The sequence below is a fragment of the Candidatus Dormiibacter sp. genome (assembly GCF_050999135.1).
Lineage (GTDB): Bacteria > Chloroflexota > Dormibacteria > Dormibacterales > Dormibacteraceae > Dormiibacter > Dormiibacter spiritus.
Genome location: NZ_JBPCPN010000042.1, coordinates 20233 through 43383, shown reverse-complemented (window position 1 = coordinate 43383; position 23151 = coordinate 20233). Strand labels below are relative to the sequence as shown.

General features: G+C 67.7%; 21 protein-coding genes, 1 tRNA gene and 1 pseudogene. 9 read left to right on the top strand and 14 right to left on the bottom strand.

Annotated features, from left to right (window positions below; translation table 11 throughout):
* Nucleotides 1-2: 2 nt before the first annotated feature.
* The 3 genes from ACR2MZ_RS11065 to ACR2MZ_RS11055 all read right to left on the bottom strand — a co-directional run bounded on the left by ACR2MZ_RS11065 (nt 3) and on the right by ACR2MZ_RS11055 (nt 4026).
* Nucleotides 3-75, bottom strand: a tRNA-Thr gene (locus ACR2MZ_RS11065).
* Nucleotides 76-149: 74 nt separating this feature from the next.
* Nucleotides 150-383, bottom strand: coding sequence for a trp RNA-binding attenuation protein MtrB (gene mtrB, locus ACR2MZ_RS11060; RefSeq protein ID WP_434005094.1), 234 nt, complete (start codon nt 381-383; stop codon nt 150-152).
* A complete protein-coding gene (locus tag ACR2MZ_RS11055; protein WP_434005093.1) occupies nt 370-4026 on the bottom strand; it encodes a DNA polymerase III subunit alpha in 3657 nt (1218 codons plus the stop codon). The genes mtrB and ACR2MZ_RS11055 overlap by 14 nt, the downstream gene beginning before the upstream one ends.
* 212 nt (nt 4027-4238) lie before the next feature.
* Here ACR2MZ_RS11055 and ACR2MZ_RS11050 point away from each other — a divergent pair, with 212 nt between their 5' ends.
* On the top strand, nt 4239-4700 hold the full coding sequence (locus ACR2MZ_RS11050) for a DoxX family protein (protein WP_434005092.1): 462 nt from the start codon (nt 4239-4241) through the stop codon (nt 4698-4700).
* Nucleotides 4701-5116: 416 nt separating this feature from the next.
* Here the strand turns inward: ACR2MZ_RS11050 and ACR2MZ_RS11045 are convergent, their stop codons facing one another.
* From ACR2MZ_RS11045 to ACR2MZ_RS10995, 11 genes and pseudogenes are all read right to left on the bottom strand, one after another.
* Nucleotides 5117-6370 carry a class I SAM-dependent RNA methyltransferase gene (locus tag ACR2MZ_RS11045; RefSeq protein ID WP_434005091.1) on the bottom strand — a complete coding sequence of 418 codons (1254 nt, stop codon included), beginning with the start codon at nt 6368-6370 and terminating at the stop codon, nt 5117-5119.
* On the bottom strand, nt 6367-7176 hold the full coding sequence (locus ACR2MZ_RS11040) for a histidinol-phosphatase HisJ family protein (protein WP_434005090.1): 810 nt from the start codon (nt 7174-7176) through the stop codon (nt 6367-6369). The genes ACR2MZ_RS11045 and ACR2MZ_RS11040 overlap by 4 nt, the downstream gene beginning before the upstream one ends.
* A 111-nt stretch (nt 7177-7287) precedes the next feature.
* A complete protein-coding gene (locus ACR2MZ_RS11035; protein ID WP_434005089.1) occupies nt 7288-8037 on the bottom strand; it encodes an anti-sigma factor in 750 nt (249 codons plus the stop codon).
* A complete protein-coding gene (locus ACR2MZ_RS11030) occupies nt 8027-8617 on the bottom strand; it encodes a sigma-70 family RNA polymerase sigma factor (protein ID WP_434005088.1) in 591 nt (196 codons plus the stop codon). Before ACR2MZ_RS11030 ends, ACR2MZ_RS11035 begins: the two co-directional genes overlap by 11 nt.
* A gap of 25 nt (nt 8618-8642) precedes the next feature.
* Entirely contained in the window at nt 8643-10046 is a 1404-nt protein-coding gene (gene gatB / locus ACR2MZ_RS11025; protein ID WP_434005087.1) for an Asp-tRNA(Asn)/Glu-tRNA(Gln) amidotransferase subunit GatB, read from the bottom strand.
* Complete coding sequence (gene gatA / locus ACR2MZ_RS11020; protein ID WP_434005086.1) at nt 10036-11463, bottom strand: Asp-tRNA(Asn)/Glu-tRNA(Gln) amidotransferase subunit GatA; 1428 nt, start codon at nt 11461-11463, stop codon at nt 10036-10038. Before gatA ends, gatB begins: the two co-directional genes overlap by 11 nt.
* Nucleotides 11463-11759, bottom strand: a complete 297-nt coding sequence (gene gatC, locus ACR2MZ_RS11015; protein ID WP_434005085.1) for an Asp-tRNA(Asn)/Glu-tRNA(Gln) amidotransferase subunit GatC — start codon at nt 11757-11759, stop codon at nt 11463-11465. Before gatC ends, gatA begins: the two co-directional genes overlap by 1 nt.
* Before the next feature lie 10 nt (nt 11760-11769).
* Complete coding sequence (locus ACR2MZ_RS11010; protein ID WP_434005095.1) at nt 11770-12138, bottom strand: hypothetical protein; 369 nt, start codon at nt 12136-12138, stop codon at nt 11770-11772.
* A gap of 96 nt (nt 12139-12234) precedes the next feature.
* A pseudogene (locus ACR2MZ_RS11005) lies at nt 12235-12303 on the bottom strand (zinc-ribbon domain-containing protein); the annotation flags it as partial.
* A complete protein-coding gene (gene ligA, locus ACR2MZ_RS11000) occupies nt 12300-14276 on the bottom strand; it encodes an NAD-dependent DNA ligase LigA (RefSeq protein ID WP_434005084.1) in 1977 nt (658 codons plus the stop codon). The pseudogene ACR2MZ_RS11005 and the gene ligA, both read right to left, overlap by 4 nt.
* A complete protein-coding gene (locus ACR2MZ_RS10995; protein ID WP_434005083.1) occupies nt 14273-16474 on the bottom strand; it encodes an ATP-dependent helicase in 2202 nt (733 codons plus the stop codon). Before ACR2MZ_RS10995 ends, ligA begins: the two co-directional genes overlap by 4 nt.
* A gap of 97 nt (nt 16475-16571) precedes the next feature.
* Here ACR2MZ_RS10995 and ACR2MZ_RS10990 point away from each other — a divergent pair, with 97 nt between their 5' ends.
* The 8 genes from ACR2MZ_RS10990 to ACR2MZ_RS10955 all read left to right on the top strand — a co-directional run bounded on the left by ACR2MZ_RS10990 (nt 16572) and on the right by ACR2MZ_RS10955 (nt 23070).
* Entirely contained in the window at nt 16572-17579 is a 1008-nt protein-coding gene (locus ACR2MZ_RS10990) for a hypothetical protein (RefSeq protein WP_434005082.1), read from the top strand.
* Nucleotides 17580-17671: 92 nt separating this feature from the next.
* On the top strand, nt 17672-18013 hold the full coding sequence (locus ACR2MZ_RS10985) for a hypothetical protein (RefSeq protein ID WP_434005081.1): 342 nt from the start codon (nt 17672-17674) through the stop codon (nt 18011-18013).
* Complete coding sequence (locus ACR2MZ_RS10980; RefSeq protein ID WP_434005080.1) at nt 18010-18993, top strand: FAD:protein FMN transferase; 984 nt, start codon at nt 18010-18012, stop codon at nt 18991-18993. The genes ACR2MZ_RS10985 and ACR2MZ_RS10980 overlap by 4 nt, the downstream gene beginning before the upstream one ends.
* Entirely contained in the window at nt 18990-19604 is a 615-nt protein-coding gene (locus ACR2MZ_RS10975; RefSeq protein ID WP_434005079.1) for a ferric reductase-like transmembrane domain-containing protein, read from the top strand. Before ACR2MZ_RS10980 ends, ACR2MZ_RS10975 begins: the two co-directional genes overlap by 4 nt.
* Complete coding sequence (locus tag ACR2MZ_RS10970; RefSeq protein WP_434005078.1) at nt 19604-20845, top strand: NADH-ubiquinone oxidoreductase-F iron-sulfur binding region domain-containing protein; 1242 nt, start codon at nt 19604-19606, stop codon at nt 20843-20845. The genes ACR2MZ_RS10975 and ACR2MZ_RS10970 overlap by 1 nt, the downstream gene beginning before the upstream one ends.
* Nucleotides 20846-20850: 5 nt before the next feature.
* Nucleotides 20851-21081 (top strand): ferredoxin, encoded by a 231-nt coding sequence (locus ACR2MZ_RS10965; protein WP_434005077.1) that lies wholly within the window; start codon nt 20851-20853, stop codon nt 21079-21081.
* A gap of 4 nt (nt 21082-21085) precedes the next feature.
* Entirely contained in the window at nt 21086-21757 is a 672-nt protein-coding gene (locus ACR2MZ_RS10960; RefSeq protein WP_434005076.1) for a response regulator transcription factor, read from the top strand.
* Nucleotides 21754-23070 carry a sensor histidine kinase gene (locus ACR2MZ_RS10955; protein WP_434005075.1) on the top strand — a complete coding sequence of 439 codons (1317 nt, stop codon included), beginning with the start codon at nt 21754-21756 and terminating at the stop codon, nt 23068-23070. The genes ACR2MZ_RS10960 and ACR2MZ_RS10955 overlap by 4 nt, the downstream gene beginning before the upstream one ends.
* Nucleotides 23071-23151: the final 81 nt, after the last annotated feature.

Genomic DNA, 23151 nt, shown 5'->3' with positions numbered 1-23151 from the left:
GGAGCCCACGTCGGGATTCGAACCCGAGACCTCTTCCTTACCAAGGAAGTGCTCTACCGACTGAGCTACGTGGGCGCTGCGGAACGCCAGCCGGAAGGTGACGTCCGCTCGCCGATTCTAGCCGCTGGTCAGGCTCACTGCCCGCAGGGCTAGCTGCTCTCCACAGTGCCCACAGCAGTGTGGATCTCCGCCTTGCCGCGGATCTTGATGGCGGCAGTCGTCGAGGTGAACTGGGCGATCAATACCTCGCCGCGGTCGAGCCGCTCTGAGTGATGGGAGCGTGTATCGCGTCCTCGGGTCAGGCCCATGATCACCACACCGTCCTCCAGCGCCTTGATCAGCACGTAACCGCCCGTCTGCTCCTGTGACTCAGAAGCCGCCATCGAAGCTTCCATTGCCGCTCGCCCTCCCCTGTCCGTTCCCGTTCCCCGGCCCGCTCGGCTGGCGCCCCTCCCGGCTCTTCTTCCCCCTCACCATCTCAAAGCTGGTCACCTCCTGGCCGAAGCACTCGTCCAGCTCCGTCTTCAGAGCCGGTCCCGCCATGACCCGGAAGTGCTCACCCAGGCCCACTTCCACCAGCTTCGCATCGACCTCGATGTTGAGGACCACCGGATCACCGCCCGGGTGCCGGCCAAAGACAGGTACCAGCCGTTTCATCAGGTCAGGAGCGGTTCCCGCCGGCACCTTGACCACCGCCTTCTGCTGACGCGCCACTGGCACGCACTCCGGGTCGTCCCAGGCCCAGACGAAATCTGCGATCACCGCAGCCCGCTCCGTCTCCTCCTCAGCGACCAGCTCCTCGGTCCCGCCAAGCGTCGGCGCTGGCGCCCCACCGCCGCGCGCCAGTTCCACGGTTCCCTGCACGACCAGCACCCGGTCCGGCTCGAAGAGGTGCCTGTACTCCTCGTAGGAGCGAGGAAAGAGGGTCACGTCGATGCTGCCTGTCAAGTCCTCCAGCTCCGCATAGGCCATGATCTGGCCGCGCCTGGTGACAACGCGGCGTATCTGTCGAATCAGACCGCCCACCCGCACCTCGGATTGGCTGATGTCGCTCGTCACCTGCGCTGCCTGCGTGTCCGTCAGCTTGGCCAGCTCAGTCTCGATTCGGTTCAGCGGATGATCCGACAGGTAGAGGCCGAGCAGCTCCTTCTCCAGCCGCAGCTTCTCCTCTCCACTCATGGGCGGCACCTGCTGCAGACCGTAGTCGAGGGGCTGCTCGATGGGAGCGTCGACCAGTCCGAAGAGCGACGTCTGGCCCGACTCCCGATCGCGCCTCGCCTGCTCCGCCCGCTGACGGGCCCGTTCCATGGACATGAGCAGCTGGCTGCGTTCGCCCAGGGCATCGCACGCCCCACAGGCGATCAGCGACTCGAGCGCCCGCGAGTTCAGATCCTGGGTCCCGGCCAGGCGTTCGCAGAAATCATCCAACGAGCTGAACTCACCGCCGGCCAGGCGCTGGGCGACTATCTGCTCCACAGCACCCCGACCGACATTCCTGATCGCCGCCAGCCCGAACCGGATGCTGCCGCCACTGATCGAGAAGTCGATCCCCGACTCGTTCACCTCCGGCGGGAGCACCTCGATCGAGCGCTTCTTGCAGTCGACGATGGTCGTCGCCACCTTCTCGGCGCTGCCCTGCTGATGGATCAGGAGCGCCGTCATGTACTCAATCGGGTAATTGGCCTTCAGGTAGGCGGTGCGAAAGCTGATCACCGCGTAGGCAGCTGAGTGGGATTTGTTGAAGCCGTACTCGGCGAACTTGGCAATCGCGTCGAAGAGCTCGATCGCCTTGCCCTGCGAGATGCCGTTCTCGCCGCAGCCGGCGATGAACTTCTCGCGCTGCAGCGCCATCCTCACCTTGTCCTTCTTGCCCATCGCGGCCCGCAGGAGATCCGCTTCCGAGAGCGTGTAACCAGCCAGCTCGCGAGCGGCCATCATCACCTGCTCCTGGTAGATCATCACGCCATAGGTGTCGCGCAGGATGCCCTCCAGACGGTCGTGCATGTACTCGATCGGCTCCCGCCCCTGCTTGCGGGCGACGTAGGCGGGAATGTTCTGCATAGGCCCGGGCCGGAAGAGGGCGACAGCCGCGGTGAGATCCGCGAAGGACTGCGGCCTCATCTCCTGCAGCATCCGCCGCATGCCGGCGCCATCCAGCTGGAACACGCCGCCCGTGTCGGCGGCGGCGATCAATTCATAGGTCTTGGCGTCCTCCAAGCCGATCTGCTCAAAGTCGAGCTTCAGCCCCCGCTGCTCCTCCAGCAGGCGCAGGCATGTGCTGATGATGTCCAGGTTCAAAAGCCCCAGGAAGTCCATCTTCAGGAGCCCGATCTCACCGACCGCCTTCATGTCGTACTGGGTGATGACCTGGCGCTGGCTGTCGTCGGCCGCGCTCGAGCGGGGACCGTACTGCAGAGGCGCGTAGTGCACCAGCGGCTCAGGGGCTATGACGACGCCCGCCGCGTGGACGCTCACGTTGCGCGACACCCCCTCTAGCGCCCGGCCGATGTCAAGCAGCCGGCGCACGTCGTAAGTGCCGCTGGGGCCCGGCTTAGGCCCCGCGTGGTACGCCTCCCGGAGCTCTGGCACCTCTTTCAGTGCCTCGTCCAACGACTTGGACCGGCCCTGGTACACCGGGATCAATTTGGAGAGACGGTCGCATTCCTTGAGTGGCACGTCCAGCACCCGGCCGACGTCGCGAATCACCGCCTTGCTGGCCATCGTGGTGAAGGTGACGATCTGCGCCACCCTGTCGCTGCCGTACTTCTCGGTCACGTAGCGAATCACCTTCTCCCGTCCCTCGACCGAGAAGTCGCAGTCGATGTCAGGCATCGAGATGCGGTCCTTATTGAGGAAGCGCTCGAAGATCAAGCCGTGCGGCAGCGGATCCAGGTCGGTGATGCCGAGGCAGTAGGAGACCAGGGAGCCAGCCGCGCTGCCACGGCCGGGACCTGTCACGACCCCGTTCTGACGGGCGAAGCTGTAGAAGTCCCAGACGATCAGGAAGTAGGAGGCGAAGCCGGTCTGGGCGATGACTGCCAGCTCTTCCTGGACTCGTTCTTTGGCGCCCGTCGGCGGCCCGGCAGGATAGCGCCAACCCATGCCCTCATCCACCTTCTGGGCCAGGTACGCCTCCGCAGCCCTGCCGGCCGGGACTTGGAACGGCGGCAGCAGGTGACGGCCCAGCTCGAGTTTGAGATCGACCCGCGAGGCCACCTCCAGCGTCGCCGCGAGAGCCTCAGGTGAGTCGGCGAAGACAGCCGCCATCTCGGCCGGCGTCTTCAGATAGAAGTCCTGCGACTCGAAGCGCCAGCGTTTGGGATCGTCGAAGTTCTTGCCAGTCTGCAGGCAGAGCAGCACGTCGTGCGCTTCGGCGTCGCTCTGGTGGACGTAGTGCAGGTCGTTGGTGGCCACCGTCCGGAGCCCGAACTCCCGGGCCAGACCGCGCAGGGTCTCGTTGACCTGCTCCTGCTCGGGCATGCCGTGTCGCTGCACCTCCAGGAAATAGCTGTCAGCGCCAAACATGTCGCGGTAGGTGGCGACTGTTTCGCGCGCCCCGTCCGGATCGCCGCCCAGAATCTTCGTCGCGACCTCGCCGCCCAGGCAGCCGGAGAGAACTATCAACCCCTGCGAGTGTTGAGCCAGCACCGTCCGGTCGATCCGAGGTTTGTAGTAGAGGCCCCGCATCTGACCGATCGAGCAGAGGGCCATCAGATTGCGGTAGCCGTTGGCGTCAGCCGCCAGGACCGTCAGGTGATAGGGGTCACGGTCCACCCGGCCTTCGCGGTCGTCCAACCGCCGGGGCGCTACGTACAGCTCACAGCCGAGGATCGGTTTGACTCCCTTGCTGAGGCAGGCCTTGTAGAAGTGAATGGCGCCGTACATGACACCGTGGTCGGTCAGCGCCAGCGCCGGCATCTCGAGCTCGGCCGCCCGGGCGACCATGGCCTGGATGCGGCTCGCCCCGTCCAGCAGGGAGAACTCCGTGTGGTTGTGCAGGTGGACGAACTGGTCAGGAGCTTTCAATTGGCATGCTTCAACGGATTGCTGGAGTGGCGGGCTCCCCCGGCCCTCGATTCTAGTGGACGCCGGCCGCCCCTGGTGCTGCTTGGCTGGCGGCGCTGGGGGGCAGGGCGCAGCCCCTCGTTCCAGCTAGTGACGCCCGGCGCTTGGACTTAATATGGGCGTGTGAAGAAGTTCCGCCAAGAGATGAACGAGTCAATCCGGGGAGCGCACCTGTGACGAGCGTCGGCCTGCTGCTGCTGCGGCTGGCAGCTGGCGGAACCCTGATGGTGCATGGCTATCCGAAACTGTTTGGAGGGCCTGGCCGTAAGGCTCCCGAGCCGATCGCGAAGTTGTTGGGTTCCAACTACCCGGCGGCCGTGGAGGCCGGTGGACCCAAGGCTTTTGCCCAGAACCTGGAGCGCATGGGCGTACCACAACCTGAACTGGCCGCCTATCTGTCAGGCCTCGCGGAGTTTGGCGGAGGGCTGCTTCTGGCCGTGGGAGCGTTCACGGGAATCGCGTCCGCCGCAGTGATTTTCAACATGGCGGTGGCAGTTCAAAAGGTGCACTGGAAGGTCGGCTTCTACGGTCAGGGAGGCTTCGAGTTCCCCGCACTGCTGGCGGCGGCGGTCGCCACGATCGGCGTGTCGGGTCCGGGTGCTCTTTCGCTGAGCGGTTCCCGCGCGCGGCGCTGATCCAGACACCGCCACCTACGATCGGGCAAACCGTTTCACCCGCGCCGAGCTCAAGCGCTCGACGGTCCTACTGACTCGACGCTAAGCCGCCGCACCATCCGCCCCAACTAGCGTGTCCGGTCCCCGAGATCTTGAGAAGCTGAGCAGGCATTTTGCGTCCTCCCCCCGCAGGGCGGGGGGAGGCCCGGAGGGGGGCGTCGGCGGCCCGCGTTGCCCCGCCGCACTGTGGTGAGACCTTGCGTCCCAAGGTCCGTCAAACCCCTCTCGAGCGCTCAGGAGCTGGGGCGAGATGCCCAGGACACGAAATGGCGGCTCTGGTCCAGCCTGCAATCCAAGCCCCCCAGCTGCCTCCCCCCGAGGCGGGGGTAAGGACGACCTCAACCAAGAGCGTCTCAGCTACTCGGGAACCGGACAAACTAGCGTTCGAGCAGGGCGACAGACTCGATGTGATAAGTCTGCGGGAACATGTCGACCAGCACCGCTCGCCGAACTCGATAACCGCCCTGCACCAACAGCGCGAGGTCCCGGGCGTGGGTCGAGGGCTCGCAGCTGACGTAAACCAGCCGCTCGCAGCCCAACCGGAGAAGCTCAGCGATGGCGGCCGGCTCGCAGCCCGCCCGCGGCGGATCCAGCACCACTGCCTGATGGTCGCCCAGCCGGATCTGCCGCAGCGCCAGCTCGACCCGGCCGGGCAGCGGATGGAAGTTGTGACTGCCGTTGATCCGCGCGTTGAGCTGCGACAGCTTGACGGCGGCCGGGTTCTCCTCCACGGCAGTCACCGAGCCGGCTTGGCGGGCGACCGCCAGGCTGATCGTCCCGATGCCTGCGTAGAGGTCCAGGATCGCGTCACCCGGCCCCGCCGCCACCATGCCCAGCACCGCCTCGTAGAGCATGAGCATCTGGCTGTAGTTCGTCTGCAGGAACGTGTCGCTCCGGCAGCGAAAGCTCAGATCCCAAAACGATAGAGTCATGGCGTCGTCGAGCAGCACCTGATCTGGCAGCAGGTCGCTCGCGGCCGCCGCCAGCTCGCTGTTTCGGGCAGCCTCTCGGGGGCTCTTCCAGCGCGTGCGCCAGAGCAGGCCGCGACCCATCGGCTCGACGGTCAGGAGCAGGCTGGTCAGGCCCTGAGCGCCGGTCCTCTCCATCGCCTGGCGGAAGGCGAGCATCGCCTCCTCGATGCGTTCGTCATGGATGGGGCAGGCGCGGACTGGGAGAACTGCATGAGAGCGCATGCGGTGGAAACCGAACTCGAAGGACTCGGCCCGGTACCGGGCTTCGAACTCACCCCGGATTCGGTAGCGCCAGGGCTCGGCCATGCCTAGCAAAGGTGTGTCTGGAGGCAGCCGCAAGCCCGCCCTCTGCCAGGCGGCTGCCACCACCTGACGCTTGATCTCCAACTGCTGCGGATACGCAGCGTGCTGCCACTGGCAGCCACCGCAGGCGCCGAAATAGGGACAGCCGGGCTTGACTCGTGTCGCCGCGGCCTCGACCACCCGCTCGGCGCTCGCGTAGGTCAGGCCGCCGCGCCTTCCTCGCCCCCGAGCCTGCACCAATTCACCCGGCAGGGCGTAGTAGACGAGGTACGTGCGACCCGCGTCGTGGGCGATGGTCGCCCCGCCGTGGGCGGCCGCCTCGGCGCGCAGCAGCAGCAGCTCGGGCTCGGCGCTCAACGCAGCCAGTGCCCGGCTGGGTCGTCGTTAGCTCGAAACCCGGCTGCCTCCGCCAGCTGCGCGGCCTCCCGGAACCCTGCCGCGATGAAGGCCGGCTCATGTGCGTCGCTGCCGAAGGAGATGGCTCGACCTCCCTCCTCCGCCCACCAGCCCAGCACGCGCGCGCCCGGACAGAGGCCGCGCTCGGCGGGCGCACCGCGAGTTGTGTTGACCTCCAGCGCCGAACCGCGCCGGCTGAGCTCGCGGAGAATTGCGCGAAGCTCAGCCTCGAACTCGCCTTCGTCGTAGGTGAGCTCTCTATGCGGCCAGTAGCGCTTGTAGTAGTCGAGGTGAGCCAGCGCTGCGAACGGCTGCGGGGAGGTGACCAGCGCCAAGGCTTCCGCCAGATAGGCGCGGACGGCGGCCGGCGTCTCGGCCGCGGGAACTTCCTTCAGCTGCGAGGCGTCGATCTCCCGGCCTCGCCAGGAAAAGCAGTGGACCGAGCCCAAGACCCGATCCAGCGGACCGGCTCGCAGCACCTCGGCCGTTTCCATCGCATGCCTGTGCGGCTCGCCGAGTTCTACCCCGCTCACTATGCGCAGCGCCGGAAAGAGCGCTCGGCAGCGCTCGATCTCAAGCAGGTAGGCCTGCACGTCGAGCGGCCGCATATCGGCGTGCACTCTGAAGGCGAAGTCAGCGTGCTCGGTGAAGGCGACGGCGCGCAGACCGACCCTCAAAGCCTGCCTGCAGGTCGCCTCCATGTCGCCCCTCGCCGCATCCCACGAGAACTGCGTGTGCACGTGGAGATCGCCAGGCAGCTCACACACTCGTTCAGCCTACGGAGTGGGCGTCAAGCGAAAACGCGCCGCTGACCCGGAACCGAAGCTGCCGAACAGCCGTAGACGGCAACGACCGCCCCTCACCCCATCGGCGAGTGCTTAGCTGATCGAGCCGGTCAGTTGAGGTGTCTGCGTCGGAGCGGAGGTGCCGTCGGGGCCGTCCTCGACTGTCACTGCCACCTTCCGGACGCCGCGAACATCCCGGTTGACGACCAGCGTGTAAGTCCCCCGCTGGTCAGGTGTGAAGACACCTGCGGGCAGCGGCTTGCCGTCGTCGCCGATGAGCCACAGCTCGTAGACCTTGCCGGCGGGCGCCTGCGGCATCTTCTCGAACGAGACCAGCGCCAGCCGGTCCTGCGAAACCGTCGTAACCGTCGCCTGGGAACCGGCCATTTCCCCCTGACCGAGGATTTGATGGGAGGCGGGCGGCCGATTGAGCTGTTGCTGGAGATTCACGTTCCAAGCCCCCAACCCGAGGAGCCCTATGGCGAGCACGGCTACCGCCGCGTTGGATGCCCAAGAGGGCCACTCCCAGCGTGGCTGGGAGGATCGCCGCGAGATGCGGGAGCGCTGTAGAGGCAGCACGCGAGCCGGTCTCCGCTCGGCGCGTTCACCCGGCGGGGTGGCCGCGGCCGCGCTCAGAATCTGGCTCCTCAGCCGGCTGGGCAGCCGCACTTCGGCCACCGCCAGGGGGATCGCCGCAGCGGCCATCGAAAGCCGGTTCAGCAGCTCCCGGCAGCTGGCACAAGCCTGGATGTGGGCACCGACAGTCTCCTGCTCCTCCGGCTCCAGGGCGCCGAGGGCGTACGGCGCTACCATCTCTTCCAGGCTGTCGTGGTTAGGCGTCATCTATCAGACCTCTGCCCTGCAGATACGAATGAAGCTTCTCCAAGGCAAGTCGCATCCTGCCTTTGATGGTGCTGAGCGGCACGTTGACGCTCTCGGCTATCTCCTTCTGCGTGTAGCCGTGATAGAAAGCCAGTTCCACCGCCTGGCGCTGCTCCTGAGGCAGGCGCTCCAGCGCCTCCTGGATCAGCTCCCGCTCCATCCCCTGCACCACCTCCCGCCAGGGATTCGAGCCCTCGCCGGCTGCCTCGGCGTCGAAAGGTATCTCCCGCTCCTGCCGTTCGTGCGCGGCCCGGCCTCGAAGGTGGTCGATGGAGCGGTTGCGGACGGCGGTGATCAGCCAGGTGCGCAGCGAGCCGCGGTTGATGTCGAACCTGGAGGAGCTGTTCCAGAGCTTCAGAAAGCACTCTTGAACGACGTCCTCTGACCGACCGTGGTCGCCCAGGACGCGCATGGCAACTGAGTACGCAAGCGTGCCGTAGCGGTCATAAAGGCGCTCCAAGCCGGCAACATCACCTCGCTGCAGGGCCTCCGCGATGGCGCCGTCTGAGTCGTCAGCGTCCTGCCTCAAGCGGATTGCCATGCAAGAGAGGTACGCAGCGCGCGTCTCACTGCGACAATCTATCCCTGAGCAGGCGGCTGGCGACCTTGAGATTGGCGGTGCCACCTGTCCTCTGCTTGACAGCTGCCAGCAGGGCCCCCACCGCCTGCTGCTTGCCCGCCCGGAAGTCGGCAACCGCTTGGGGTTGCGCCGCGATGACCTCCTCGATAACCGCTGCCAGCGCGTTCTCGTCGCTCACCTGGGCCAGACCCAGCGCCTGGACCACCTCCTGAGGCGGGCGCTCGCTGGCCTCGGCCTCGCGCTGAACCTCGCGGCCCTGGTCCCGGTTGATGACACCCTGCTCGATCAGCCGCAGCAGCTCCGCCAGGTGTGCCGGACCGAGCTTCGGGTCGGCGGCAATGATCCAGTTGGCAGTCGTCCTGGCCTCGGCCCCCGCGGCCACCGTCTCCTCCAGCAGGCGGGAGCGGTCCGGATCTTCCACGAACAGCCTGGCGGCTGAGTCCGAGAGCCCGTACTGGCTGCGGAAGCGCTCCCTTTTTCGGGCCGGGAGCTCCGGCAGCGCCTGGCGAAGATGGCTTACCCAGGCACCGTCCAAGTGGAGCGGCGGCAGATCGGGCTCGGGAAAATAGCGATAGTCGTGCGCCTCTTCCTTCGAGCGCTGGGTGAAGGTTCGCTGCTGCGCCTCCGACCAGCCCCGCGTCTCCTGCAGCACCTGGCCGCCCTCCTCCAGCACGTCGACCTGGCGCTCGATCTCATGCGCCACCGCTCGCTGCAGGGCGCGGAAGGAGTTGATGTTCTTGAGCTCGGTCTTGACGCCGAGAGCACTCTCCCCCACTGGTCGGACTGACACGTTGGCCTCCGCCCGGAGCTGGCCCTTCTCCATGTCGGCCTCCGAGACGCCGACCGCTCGGAACAGATCCCGGAGCTCGATCGCGTAGTCCCGGGCCGCCTCTGCGGAGTGAAGGTCAGGCTCGCTGACCACCTCCATGAGCGGCACGCCGGCGCGGTTCAGGTCCACCAGCGACTCCTCAGCGCTGTGCAGTGCGTCTCCGGCGTGAAGCAGCTTGCCGGTGTCCTCCTCGAGGTGGACCCGCGTGATGCGCACTGTCCGCTCGCCGACCTGGAGGCTGCCGCCGCGCGCGATGGGCAGGTCGTATTGGCTGATCTGATAGCCCTTGGGAAGGTCGGGATAGAAGTAGTTCTTGCGATCGAACTTCGTGTGCTCGGCCACCTCGCACTGCAGGGCTACGGCCGCCTTGACCACCTTCTCAACAGCGCTTTCATTGGCGGTTGGCAGTACGCCGGGCAGGCCCAGGCAGACCGGGCAGACGTTGCCGTTCGGCAGCGCTGCCAGGTAGTCGCTCGAGCAGCCACAAAACATCTTGGTGCGGGTGGAGAGCTGCACGTGCACCTCCATGCCGATCACCGGCTCCCAGTCACTAAGCGGCATCGCGCACCATCTCATAAGCCCTTGCGACGCGAAGGGCCCGCGCGTCCTGCCAGTGCGGGGTCAGGACCTGCAGGCCGACCGGCAGGCCCTCAGAGGTGCCGCAGGGAACGCTGATCCCCGGCAGGCCGGCCAGGTTGCCACCCAGCGTGAGCACGTCGTTCAGGTACATGGCGAGTGGGTCGTTCATCTTGGCTCCGATCTCAAAGGCCACAGTCGGCGCCGTCGCGCTGACAATGGCGTCGCAGTCGCGGAACGCGCGCTGAAAGTCCTCGGCGATGAGCGTCCTGATCTTCTGCGCCTTCAGGTAGTAGGCGTCGTAGTAGCCGCTGGAGAGTGCGTAAGTGCCTAGCATCACGCGCCGCCTGACCTCCGGGCCGAAGCCCGCCCGGCGCGTCCGCAGATAGCTCTCGAGCAGGTTCGGGGCCGACTCGTCGCGAAGCCCAAAGCGCACCGAGTCCATCCGAGCCAGGTTGGACGAGCACTCGGCGGGCGCGATAATGTAGTAGGCGGCCAGGCCGTAATCGGTGTGAGGAAGCTCCACGTCCACCAGCTCCGCCCCCGCTCGCTCCAATCGTCTCAGCGCCTCCTGGACGGCGCTGCGCACGCCCGGCTCCAAACCCTCCACCTGGAAGTACTCGCGCGGGACGCCGAGCCGCAGCCCTTCGACTCCGGCCTCCAGTTCGCTCAGGAAGTCGACAGGCCGGTCGGCGGAGGTGGCGTCGCGCGCATCCACGCCGGCAATCGCCTCCAGCACGAGCGCGGCATCCTCCACGCTGCGGCTGAGTGGACCTACCTGATCCAGGCTGGAGGCGAAGGCGATCAGTCCGTATCGGCTGACCCTGCCGTAGGTGGGCTTCATCCCGACCACGCCACAGAGTGCGGCCGGCTGCCGGATTGAGCCGCCTGTGTCCGTGCCCAGCGCGTAGACCGCCTCGCCGGCTGCCACCGCGGCCGCGCTCCCGCCGCTGGAGCCGCCGGGCACCCTTTGCGGATCATGGGGATTGCGGGTGACGAAGTAGCCCGAGTTCTCAGTCGAGCTGCCCATGGCGAACTCGTCGCAGTTGGTGATGCCGAGCAGCACCAGCCCCGCCGCCTTGAGCCTGGCCACGGCTGTCGCATCGAAGGGCGGCCGGTATCCGGCCAGGATCTTGGAGCCGGCGGTGGTCTCCACACCCTGCACCGAGAGGACGTCCTTGATAGCTGCCGGGATGCCTGTCAGCGGTCCGACCGGCCCCCCTTCCCGAAAGAGCCGGTCAGCCGCCTGGGCCTGCGCCCGGGCCAGCTCGGCTGTGAGCCGGAGGTACGCGTGCACCCGCGGCTCCTGCTCCTCGATCGTGGTCAGCTGCTCTTCCAGAAGCTCGCCGGCGCTGATCTCGCGCCGGCCGAGCCGATCGTGAAGCTCGCTGATGCTGGCCACTAAGCGTCGCCGGCGTCCTGGATGGCCTTGACCACGAAGTAACCGTCGCGCGTTTCCGGTGCGTTGGCCAGCGCTTCTTCAGGCGAGAGCCGGGGCAGCGGCTCATCCTGGCGCAGGCGGTTGGCCAGGGGCACCACCTGCGCTGTCGGCGGAATCGCCTCCGTGTCGACCTCTCGCAGGCGGTCGATGTGGGCCAGGATCCCGCCCAGCTGAGCGGCGTAGAACTCCTCTTCCTCTGGCTCCAGGCCCAGCCGGGCGAGCAGTGCCACGTGCCGGACGTCCTCACGGGAAAGCACGCGTGGGAGTTTACCGGCGGCCGCCGGCGACTGAGCTGGAGGCAGAAAGCGGCCGCCAGAGGAAGAAGATGACCACCGCCGCCACCGGCAGCGCCACGCAGGTGAGGCTCCAAAGCGCCGCCGCCACAGTCGCCACAGGCTTGGCCCAGCGCTTTCCGAGCGTCAGGCCGATCGCCGCCACCACGTGACTCAGGCAGAGCAGCCCTAAGTAGACGACCACGAAGATGACTACCTGGCGCAGCGCGCCGCTGTCGATCTTCTGCGCTGCAGCCGCCTGGCTGAGGGTGTCCGGCAGCACCAGTCCTATGGCGTAGAGCAGGCAGAGAGCCAGGCTGAGCCCGGCGCCGAGCCAGTAGAGCACTGTGATCCAGACGCGCACCCGCGCCGGCCGGGCAGGTGCTTGGGCAACAGTTGGCTGCCAGCTCGCTGCCGGCCAGGCCGGGCTCGCCGCCGGCGCGCCGTCTGCGGTCAGGGGAGCGCCGCAGTAGCCGCAGAACCGCGCTTCTTGCGGGAGCCGGCCTCCGCAACGCGGGCACGCTATCACCTGCCGAGCAGCTCGAAGAACGATTCCTCATCCAGCACCTGCAGCTTCAGCCTCTGTGCCTTCTCCAGCTTGGAACCCGCCGCCGCCCCCGCCACCACGTAATCAGTGCGGGCGCTGACGCCGCCCGTGGCCTTGCCGCCCAGCTGCCTGACGAGCTCCTCCGCCTCGGGCCTGCTCATCCGCTCCAGCGACCCCGTGAAGACGAAGATCTTGCCTGTCAGCGGACCCTGCGGCGCGGCGGCCACCGGCTGCGGCCGGACTCCGGCGTCCAGTAGGCGGCGGGCGAGCTCGCCTCCGGCGCCGGCAAAGAACCGATGGATCTCGGCAGCCATGCTGGCGCCCACTCCCTCCACCCTGATCAGCTCTGCCTCGTCGGCTTCGGCCAGCCGTTCCAGAGTGTTGAACTCGTGGGCCAGCAGCTCGGCGGTAGCGCTTCCGACCTGGGGAATGCCGAGGGCGTAGAGGAAGCGGTCGAGCGGCCGGTCCCGGCTCTCCTGCAGTCGCTGGAAGAGCTTCTCGGCTGACTTCGTGGCAAAGCGATCCAGCTCGACCAGCTGCTCTAGTTGGAGCCGATAGAGATCGGAGGGGTCTTGAACCAGCTCTCGCTGGATCAGCTGCTGCAGCGTCGCGAGCCCCAGCCCGTCGATGTCCATCGCCCGCCGGCCGGCAAAGTGGCGAAGCCGCTCCAGCCGCTGCGCCGGGCAGAAGGGATTGATGCAGCGGTGGGCGATGTAAGGCTCTTCTCGCACCACGTCGCCGCCGCAGACAGGGCACTTGGCTGGCATCTGCCAGCCTGGCTTCGGGTCGCGGACGGAGACCACTTCGGGGATGACGTCTCCCGCCCTCTGGACCACCACCGTGGCGCCGGGATAGACGCCCTTCTGGTTGACCAGGGCCTCGTTATGCAGGGTCGCGTTGCGAACTGTCACGCCGCCGACGATCACCGGACGCAGGTGCGCCACAGGCGTCAGCACTCCTGTCCGGCCCATGTAGCAGACGATCTCCTCGACCTGCGTCTCCTGCTGCTCGGCGGCGTACTTGTAAGCGACCGCCCAGCGCGGCGAGCGGGCGACGAAGCCCAGTTCCTGCTGCTGGTCGTGGCGATCGACCTTGACCACGACCCCGTCGATCTCATGGTCGAGTTCGTGGCGGTGCTGCTGCCAGTGGTGGTGATACTCGATCACTCCCTCGATGTTCTCGAAGCGAGCTCGGTTGGGGTTGACCCGGAGGCCCATGGCGGCCAGGCCTTCCAGCACCTCCCACTGGCTCCGGCAGCGGCCGGCGGGATCGAGGGCGTACATGAAGGTCTGCAGGTTCCGACCGGCGGTGACCCCGGGATCGATCTGGCGCATGCTGCCGGCGGCAGCGTTGCGCGGGTTCATGAAGGGCTGGCGGCCAACGGCCTCCATGTCCCGATTCAGCTTCTCAAAGGCGGCCAGAGGGAAGTAAACCTCGCCGCGCACCTCGAAGGTGGCCGGCAGGCCCGGCAGCGGCTCGATCGCCAGCGGCACGCTCTTCAACGTTCGGACGTTGGCGGTCACGTCTTCACCCACCTGTCCGTCGCCGCGCGTGGCCGCCCGCACCAGCTTGCCGTGATCGTAGGTAAGGCTCATCGCCAGCCCGTCGATCTTCAGCTCGCCGACGTAGACGAGGCTCCGGCCTGCGAGTGCCTTCACCCGCCGGTCGAAGGCCAGAACCTCCTCCACATCGAAGGCGTTCTGCAGGCTCAGCATCGGTGAGCGATGGCGGACCTTGGCGAACTGTTCGCTGGCGGTCCCACCGACCCGCTGGGTGGGCGAATCAGGCTCGACCAAGTCGGGATGCTGCTCCTCCAGCTGGCGCAGCTCCAGGAAGAGGGCGTCGTACTGAGCGTCGGTCAGCTCGGGCTGATCCAGAACGTAGTAGAGGTGCTCGTGGCGGCGGATCTCGGCCCGCAGCTCCTCCAACCGCCGCGCGGCCGGGGCGACTCTCACAGCCTTTCGAGCGGCGCCAGCGAGGCGCTCAGGATCTTGAGCCCCGCCCCGTCGAACTGCACCACCAGCTCCTCGTCGGTGCGCGTGAGGGTGCTCTTCATCACGCTGCCGGTGCCGAAGCGAGGATGCGCCACCCTGTCTCCCGCCGAGAAGCGCTGCTCCAGCGGCGGGGCGGGCGCGGCTGCCACCTGGCGCTCCTGCAGGCGTTCCCGGTAGCCGCCGCGGGGCGGCGCCACCGGAGCCGCGCCGCGACGGGGCGGGGCGATCAGGGCCTGGGGGATCTCCTGCAGGAACCGGCTCGGGAAGCCCGGCTGGGCCTGCCCGTACAGGTGGCGTCGGAAGGCGCAGGTCAGGTAGAGGCGGTCGCGCGCACGCGTGATGCCCACGTAGCACAGGCGCCGCTCCTCAGGCATCTCCTTCGCGTCCTCCACCGCCCGGCGGTGGGGCAGCAGGTTCTCCTCCAGGCCGGCCAGAAAGACAACAGGAAACTCGAGCCCCTTCACCATGTGCAGCGTGATCAGGGTCACGCCCTCTTCGTCCTCGGCGTAGGCGTCCACGTCAGAGCGCAGGGTGATTTCTGTCAGGAAGAGCTCCAATGCCTCAGCCCGATCAGCGTGGGTGTCGAACTCCTCGGCCAGGCCGCGCAGCTCGCGCAGATTCTCGAGCCGAGCGTCACCCTGCGGCGTGCCGTCCTGGTAATGGCCGGCCAGGCCGGTTACGTCGATGACCTGATCGATGAGCTCGCTAGGCGCCAGTGCGCCGACTGTTGCCCGCAGCGACTCGAGCTGACCTCGGAACTGGCCCAGCGGCGCCAGCGCCGCCTTGGGCAGCCCGACCACGGTTGCGGGTTGGGCCAGCACGTCCAGCAGCGAGCGATTCTGCTCCCGGGCAGCGGCGATCACCGCCTCGACGCTGACCGGACCCACCTTGCGCCGCGGCACATTGACGACCCGGGCGAAACTGACAGCGTCGGCCGGATTCTGGAGCAGACGCAGGTAAGCCAGCAGGTCCTTCACCTCGCGGCGCTCCCAGAAGCGCACACCGCCGACCAGCCGGTAGGGGACGCGCCGGCGGCCGAAGACGTCCTCGAAGGCGCGGGACTGGGCGTTGACACGATAGAGGACGGCGAAGTCGCCGTAGCGGCGGCCTTCTTTCCGGCGCAGCCGCTCCACCTCGTCGACGACGAACTCAGCCTCCTCCACCTCGTTGTAGAGCTGGGCCGCGTTGACCCGCTCGCCGCCGATGCGTTCGGTCCAGAGCCTCTTGGGCGCTCGCTCCGAGTTGTGCCGGATGACGTGGTGCGCGGCGTCGAGGATCGGCTGCGTGGAGCGGTAGTTCTGCTCCAACCTGACGACCTTGGCCTCCGGATAGTCCTTCTGAAAGTCCAGGATGTTGCGAATGTCAGCGCCGCGCCAGCCGTAGATCGATTGGTCGTCATCACCCACGACAGCCAGATTTCGGTGTTCAGCCGCCAGCAGGTTGACAAGCACATATTGGGCCCGGTTGGTGTCCTGATACTCGTCCACCAGCACGTAGCGGAAGCGATCCTGCCAGCGCCCGAGCGCCTCCTCATCGGCCTGGAGGAGCCGCACGGTTCGGGCCAGAAGGTCGTCGAAGTCCAAACCACCAGAGCGGCGGAGCAGGTCGTCGTAGCGCTCGAAGCAACGGCGGACTATCTCGTCGTTGTAGCTGCGGTTGGGGTAGGTCTCGGGCGTCTGCAGTTCGTTCTTGGCCTGCGAGATCAGAGCCCGGATGAGCGCCGGCGGGTTCCGCTTCGGGTCGAGCTTCAGCTCGTCCATCACCCGTTTCAGCGCCGCCCGGCTGTCGTCCTCGTCGAAAATCGTGAAGCTGCGGTTCAGCCCGATCTTGTCGGCATCCCGCCGCAGCATCTTGACCGCCGTGGAGTGGAAGGTGCCCACCCACATGTCGCCCGCCCCGTTGACGAGCCGCCCGACCCGCTCCCGCATCTCCCGGGCAGCCTTGTTGGTGAAGGTGACGGCGAGGAGACGGTCGGGCCAGACCTTTCGCTTGGCTATGAGGTTGGCGATCCGGGTGGTGAGGACCCGGGTCTTTCCACTGCCCGCGCCGGCAAAGATCAGAAGGGGGCCGTCAAGGTACTCGACTGCTTCCCGCTGAGCTTCGTTCAGCCCGGCTATCAGCTCTTCGAGAGCGGCAGGCAGAAGCTCGGTCGAAGGCATCGGGTCAAGCCAGTCTAGAGGTGGCGGCGCTGGGCCAAACGGGCCCAAGACTGCCAAACCTCATCAAATCTCTCTATTCTTTGCAGCAGTGAGCGCAATGAATGTGCTGCTGCCGTCCCTCTCCAGTCTTGTCAGCTTCGTCTTCGCTGGACTGGTGCTGCAACAGTGGGCGCGCCGCCGGCGCTCCTTTCAACTCGTCTGGGCGGTCGGCCTGCTCTGGTACGGCATCGCCGCCGGCACGGAGGCGCTCGGCAGCGCTTTCGGCTGGAACCCGCTTCTCTACCGGCTCTGGTACCTGATCGGCGCCCTATATGTCGCCGCCTATCTCGGCGCGGGGACCGTCTACCTCTTGAGCAAGACCCGCTTCGGCTATGTGGCGGCAGTCTCAGTCCTGATCGGAGGCCTTCTCATGCTCGCTTTCTCCCCCCTCTACCCCGGCTCCGGACCCACCGCCTGGGTGGCTTTTGCCGGCGCCGCTGCGACCTCACTGGCGATGATCTGGGCCACGCCGCGGGGGCTGTCGGGCCACGTGCTCATGCTGTTCCTGCTGGCTGCATCGATCGCCGGGGCAGCTCTGGTCCTGACGGTCCCGCTCAGCGGCCAGGGCTTCGCTGTCGACCCCCACAACCACGTCCCGGTGGGGTCGGCGTTTCCGCCGGCCGTGCGCGTGGTGACCGGGCCCTTCAACATCCTGGGCGTCCTCTGTCTGGTCCTCGGCGCCAAGTTCTCGTTCTACATCTACATGCCCAAGCACAAGGTGCTCAGAGCTCGCCGGCTGGCGCCGGTGCTGAGGCAGATCTACGGCTTTGTGGCGGTGCTGGTCAACCTGTTCGCCTCGCTGCCGGGCGCGGTCCCAGCCATCCTGCGCGGCAGGGTCAACTCGCGTGTCCCGGCCACGCTGTGCATTGCGCTGGGGGCGGCGGTGCCGGGCATCACGAGCGGGCTCGACCGCTTTGGCATCACCTGGGCGTTCTTCCTGGGCGAGCTCCTGGGCGTCCTGCTCATCTTCCTTGGGTTTCTGGTCAGCGAGGACGTCTTCGCCCGCCGCCGGGCCGCCGCTGCGCCGGCCGGCACCTGGCAGCCGGCCAGCTCGGCCGCCGACTAGAGGGCCATCGCCTTCGCGGCCGGCGGCGACTTCGGGCGGGCCAGACAAACCTCGTAACGAACCCGAAAGGTGAGGAGTGCGAGGATTGGCCCATGACACCGCCACGGCGACTCTCCCCTGACACACGCGAGAGAGCGTTTCGAAGGCTGCGCCGCCTCACCGTCGGCACAGTGGTCGGCGCGTTCGCGGCCACCGTCGCCCTGGCGACGCTGGCGGCAGCAACCTACCCCGGTACCAGCAAGACGACGGCGACCACTCCCAGCGGAGCACCTGCCGCACAGCCGAGCGCCGACCCCACCCCTCAGCCAACCGACTCGAGCGCGCCCACCGCCGACCCCAACTCACCCGGCAGCGGGAGCCTGCAGCCGACACCTCAGCCGCCGGCGAGTGGCTCGTCGGGCAGCGGCCACGCCACCACCGGCGGATCCAGGTGAGCGTCACGCCGCGCAGCTGGCGAGCGCTGGGCTCCAACGTTCTGCTGGTGGTCACGCATGCCGAGGCCGCCGAGCCGGCGGCGCTCGCGGTGAGAGAGGTTCTGGCCGCTGTCGACGCCACTTACAGCAGGTTCCGACCGGACAGCGAGCTGAGCCGGCTCAACGCGCAGGCTGGGAGGCGGATGCGCGTCAGCCCCCTGCTCGCGCAGGCAATCGGAGAAGCCCTCCGAGGCAGCCGTCTGAGCGGCGGCGCAGTCGATCCCACAGTGGGGCGGGCGATTCGCCAGATTGGCTACGAGAGGGACTTCTCGCTCATCGCCGAGCAACGCGGTCCCCTGAAGCTGACAGCTGAGCGGATCCCAGGCTGGCAGCTGGTGAAGCTCAACCCGATCTCGCGACTCCTCTCGATGCCGATGGGCGTGGAGCTCGACCTGGGTTCGACGGGCAAAGCGCTGGCCGCCGACCTGGGTGCGGCGGAGGCGATGAAGGCAGCCGGCCGCGGCGGCGTACTGCTCAGCCTCGGCGGTGATATCGCAGTCGCCGGCGAACCGCCGAAGGGCGGCTGGCGCGTGCTGGTCGCGGAGGACTCAACAGTCCCGCCCGACGGCGAGGGGCAAACCATCCGGATCACCTCTGGCGGCCTCGCCACCTCGAGCATCACCGTGCGTCGCTGGCAACGTGGCAGCGAGGAGATGCACCACATCGTGGATCCCGCCACCGGCCTGCCGGCACGCGCCGCCTGGCGCACTGTGACAGTTGCCGCCGCCACCTGCGTCGACGCCAACATCGCTGCCACAGCGGCCGTCGTCAGGGGTGAGCAGGCGCTCGAGTGGCTCGAGGCGACCGGCCTGGACGCCCGGCTCGTAGCCCTCGACGGCCGGGTGGCATACGGCGGCCGCTGGCCGGTGGAATTGGATTCCGGCTCCGTCGAACCGGCCCGCGAAGTCGGCGAACATTTGGAAGGCAGGAAGCCGAAGTGACCGATACGGTGCTCTGGTATGCCGCGCGGGGCGCGGGGGCAGTCTCCCTCCTGCTTCTGACGGGCGTCGTGACGCTGGGTATTCTCGCCGCCCTGCGCTGGCGGACGAGTGCCTGGCCGCGATTTCTCACCGTCGCCTTCCATCGCAACCTGGCGCTGCTTGCCGTCACGTTCCTCAGCCTGCACATCGTCACCGCAGTGGTGGACCCGTACACCTCGCTGGGCTGGGGTGCGGCGCTGATCCCCTTCTCGTCGTCCTACAGGACGTTCTGGCTGGGTCTCGGCGTCATCGCCGTGGACCTCTTGGTCGCCGCTTTGCTGACCAGCCTGATTCGCGGGGTGATAGGACACCGAACCTGGCGGCTCATCCACTGGTTGGCTTATGCCTGCTGGCCGCTCGCCCTGGCACATGGGCTCGGCACCGGCTCCGACAGCTTCAGTCCCTGGCTGTTCACGATCGAGCTGGCCTGTCTGGGCACAGTTCTGCTGGCGGTTGCGCTGCGCCTGCTCCTGCAGCCGGCCCCGCTGAAGCCCGTGGCGGCGGACGTCTCAGTACCCGACTGGGGGGACCTCCACGACGCCAGGGCTGCCGCCACGAGGCAGGGACGCTGATGCTCCACCGCAAGCCGGGGTTGCTGGACGGTCCGCCATTCGCCGCCGGCGCTGAGAGCCTGGCTGCACACCATGGCCGCCTGGGCTTACTGCCCGCCCGGCGGGACCGCCTGGAGCTCGTCGCAACGGTGGAAGCCAGCGGACTCCAGGGCCGGGGTGGCGCCGGGTTCCCGGTTGGGCGCAAGTGGCGCACGGTGGCTGAGCGGGCCCGCGGTCACGCGGTGGTGCTGGCCAACGGCGCGGAGGGCGAACCGCTGAGCGCTAAGGACCGAACCTTGATGGCAGCCCGCCCGCACTTAGTCCTCGACGGTGCGCTGCTGGCCGCCGATGCGGTCGGCGCGGACAGGATAGTTCTCTACGTGGGGGAGGAGCATCACACAGCGGCCGCCGCTCTCGACCGCGCCCTGGGAGAACGCAGGCGCGAGTTCGGGCGCAGGGCTCACTTGGTCCAGGCACCCGTCGGCTACGTGAGCGGTGAGGAGACAGCTGCCGTCCACTATGTGAACGAGGCCGACGCCCGGCCGACCACCACCCCACCTCGCCCGTTCCAGGCGGGCGTCGGCGGCCGCGCCACGCTGGTGCAAAACGTCGAGAGCCTGGCCCTGACGGCACTGATCGCACGCTTTGGCGATGACTGGTATCGGGCGGCCGGCCGGGGCTCCACAGCGGGCTCGGCCCTGGTGACCGTCTCGGGTCCCGTTCCCTACCCGGGGGTTCGCGAGATCGAGCTCGGCACCACTGTCGGCGAGGTGGCCGCCGCGGCCGGACATCTCCGAGAGCCCCTGGAAGCGGTTCTGGTGGGCGGCTATTTCGGTGCCTGGGCGCCGATCGAGGAAGCCTGGCACGCCGCGCTCGATCCAGCCGCCATGCGAGCTGCCGGCCTCGCCTTCGGCTGCGGCGTCGTGGGGTTCCTCCCCCGCGAAGTCTGCGGGGTTACCGCAACCGCTCGGATCCTTCGCTACATGGCCGCGGCCAGCTCAGGTCAGTGCGGGCCCTGCGTCTTCGGTCTGGCAGCGGTGGCCGAGGCCACCACCAGGTTGGCTACCGGTGCGGCGTTTCGTGACGACCTGGATCGGCTCAACCGTTGGTGCGGGCAGCTGGCCGGACGCGGAGCCTGTAGGCATCCGGACGGCGCAGGCGGCCTGCTGCAGAGCGCCCTGAGTGTGTTCGGCGCCGAGTTTGCCGCCCACCAATGGCAGCGGCGCTGCAAGCATGGCAACCTGCTGCGGAAGGCGGCCTGAACATGGTGCCTGACGTCATCAGCGTCGACCGTATCCGCTGCGATGGGCACGGTCTCTGCGCTGAGCTGCTGCCCGAGCTGATCGACCTCGACGACTGGGGCTACCCCCTGCTCGGAGGGGGTCACGTGCCCTATCACCTGCGCGATCACGCCAAACGAGCGGTGGCGGCCTGCCCGGTGCAGGCTCTGCGGCTACAGGCTGGGGTGAAGACAGCCGGGCCCGGCCGGAAGGCCTGAAAGCATGCGGGTTCTGGTCGCTGAGGATGACCCGGGGCTGCGGGAGGTCCTGGTCGAGGGCCTGCAGGAGGCGGGCTACCAGGTGGACGCTGTGGCTCGTGGTGACGACGCCGTCGAACAGCTGAGGTTCTACGACTATGACGTGGCGGTGCTGGACTGGCGTATGCCTGGACTGCCCGGCGTGGACGTCGTGGCCTGGCTCCGGCGGCACCATCGCCCCACCGGCATCCTCATGTTGACGGCGCGAGATACGGCAGCCGATCGCATCTTCGGCCTGGACGCGGGCGCTGACGACTACCTGGTCAAGCCCTTCGACTTTGGTGAGCTGGTGGCGCGGATCCGGGCGCTGCAGCGGCGGCCGCGGGGAATCGACGGGGCCCAGGTGGTGCGGGGACGCCTGTCCCTTGATCCCGCTCGGCGGCAGGTGAGCCTGGACGGGGGGCCGCCGCTCAATCTCACGCTGACCGAGTACAACATCCTGGAACTCCTCATGCGCCGCTCCCCAGCAGTCGTCACCCGCAAGCTCATTGCTGAACACGCCTGGCAGGACGAGACGGAGCCGCTGGGCTCCAACGCCATCGACGTACAGCTCAGCCGGATGCGCGGAAAGCTGTCCGAGGCCGGCGTCCGCATAGTGACCGTGAGGGGCGCCGGCTACCGGCTGGAGGAGGCATGAAACCGTGGCGCGCTCTAGGCCTTTCGCGGGTCGCGGTCCTATCCGCCCGGGTCGCGCTCATCACCACTGCGATAGTGGCATTGGTTTACCTGGGCATCGCAGCGGGAGTGGTGCTGATAGTCCAACGCAACCTGACAGCGCAGGTCGACCAGCAGCTGCAGGCGTCACTTGCCCACCTCGCCAACGAGCCACGCGGCGACCAAGGCGGGTTCCACCCCCCCGCGGGCGTTCCCCCCGGAGGCGACCGTTTCGGACCCCCTGTGCTGACCTGGACCATTCACAGCGACGGCACAGTCACCAACTCCGATGCAACCGCCGACCTCCCGAACCAATACAAGGGAGTGCGAGATCCCCAGACGATCACGGTCGGCGGATCGTCAATTCGCGTCGCAGGCACCTCGATCGGAGCTGACTACGTCGTCGCCGGGATGTCGATGAACAGCGTTGAGCAGGCGAGGAGTGAGCTGATCCTGGCGGAGGCGATAGTGGGGCCCATCTTGCTTTTGGTGGTCTTTCTCGGCGCGCTGACGATCGGCCGCCGCGTGGGGGCGCCTATCGAGATGGCCCGCCGCCGCCAGATGGAGTTCACAGCCGACGCCTCTCACGAGCTGCGCACGCCGCTCTCCGTCATCGAGGCCACCACCACGCTGGCGCTCTCCCGCGACCGAGATCCTGCCTGGTACCGCACGGGATTCGAACGCGTCCACGTCGAGAGCCAGCGGATCCGGCACTTGGTGGAAGACCTGCTCTGGCTGGCTCGCTTCGACGCCACCCGCGGCCAGCCGAATGCCGAACCGGTTGACCTGGGCGTGCTCGCGGAGCAGGCAACTGCTCGCTTCGCCGCGAGGGCAGAAGCTCGCGGGCTCACACTCTCGCTGCATCCAGGCGCTGAATCGGCGGTGATCAACGCACCGCCTGAATGGCTCGACCGCCTTCTCGGCATCCTGCTCGACAACGCCTGTAAGTACTCCAACCAAAACGGGAAGGTGACGGTGGCGGTGGGCGCCGACGGAAACCGAGTGCGTGTCAGCGTGGACGATTCCGGACCTGGCATCCCTGCCGGCGAGCGCGTGCACATCTTCGATCGCTTCCGCCGCGCGACCGAGCAGCCGGGGGGAGCCGGTCTGGGTTTGGCCATCGCCGACGCAGTTGTGCACGCCACCAACGGTCGCTGGGCTATCGGCACTTCAGCAGCCGGCGGTGCCAGCATGTCGGTCACCTGGCCGCGATCACTGGCGGGGTCACAGGGCGCGGCCCGCTCCTCAGGCGAAGGGGCTCAGCGCCGGCCCGCGGCGACGCTGCCTGGCGAATAACCTCACCACAACATGGTGCCCGCCAGGGTCGGGCGCCCCCGGGAGGATCGTTAGCGTCGCCTTAACCCGCCCCTAAGGGAC

Excerpts from the sequence above, each read along its gene's own strand:
- mtrB (WP_434005094.1), bottom strand. The coding sequence starts at position 383 with ATGGCGGCTTCTGAGTCACAGGAGCAGACGGGCGGTTACGTGCTGATC.
- ACR2MZ_RS11035 (WP_434005089.1), bottom strand. The coding sequence starts at position 8,037 with ATGACGCCTAACCACGACAGCCTGGAAGAGATGGTAGCGCCGTACGCC.
- ACR2MZ_RS11030 (WP_434005088.1), bottom strand. The coding sequence starts at position 8,617 with ATGGCAATCCGCTTGAGGCAGGACGCTGACGACTCAGACGGCGCCATC.
- gatB (WP_434005087.1), bottom strand. The coding sequence starts at position 10,046 with ATGCCGCTTAGTGACTGGGAGCCGGTGATCGGCATGGAGGTGCACGTG.
- ACR2MZ_RS10995 (WP_434005083.1), bottom strand. The coding sequence starts at position 16,474 with ATGCCTTCGACCGAGCTTCTGCCTGCCGCTCTCGAAGAGCTGATAGCC.
- ACR2MZ_RS10990 (WP_434005082.1), top strand. The coding sequence starts at position 16,572 with ATGAATGTGCTGCTGCCGTCCCTCTCCAGTCTTGTCAGCTTCGTCTTC.
- ACR2MZ_RS10985 (WP_434005081.1), top strand. The coding sequence starts at position 17,672 with ATGACACCGCCACGGCGACTCTCCCCTGACACACGCGAGAGAGCGTTT.
- ACR2MZ_RS10970 (WP_434005078.1), top strand. The coding sequence starts at position 19,604 with ATGCTCCACCGCAAGCCGGGGTTGCTGGACGGTCCGCCATTCGCCGCC.
- ACR2MZ_RS10960 (WP_434005076.1), top strand. The coding sequence starts at position 21,086 with ATGCGGGTTCTGGTCGCTGAGGATGACCCGGGGCTGCGGGAGGTCCTG.
- ACR2MZ_RS10955 (WP_434005075.1), top strand. The coding sequence starts at position 21,754 with ATGAAACCGTGGCGCGCTCTAGGCCTTTCGCGGGTCGCGGTCCTATCC.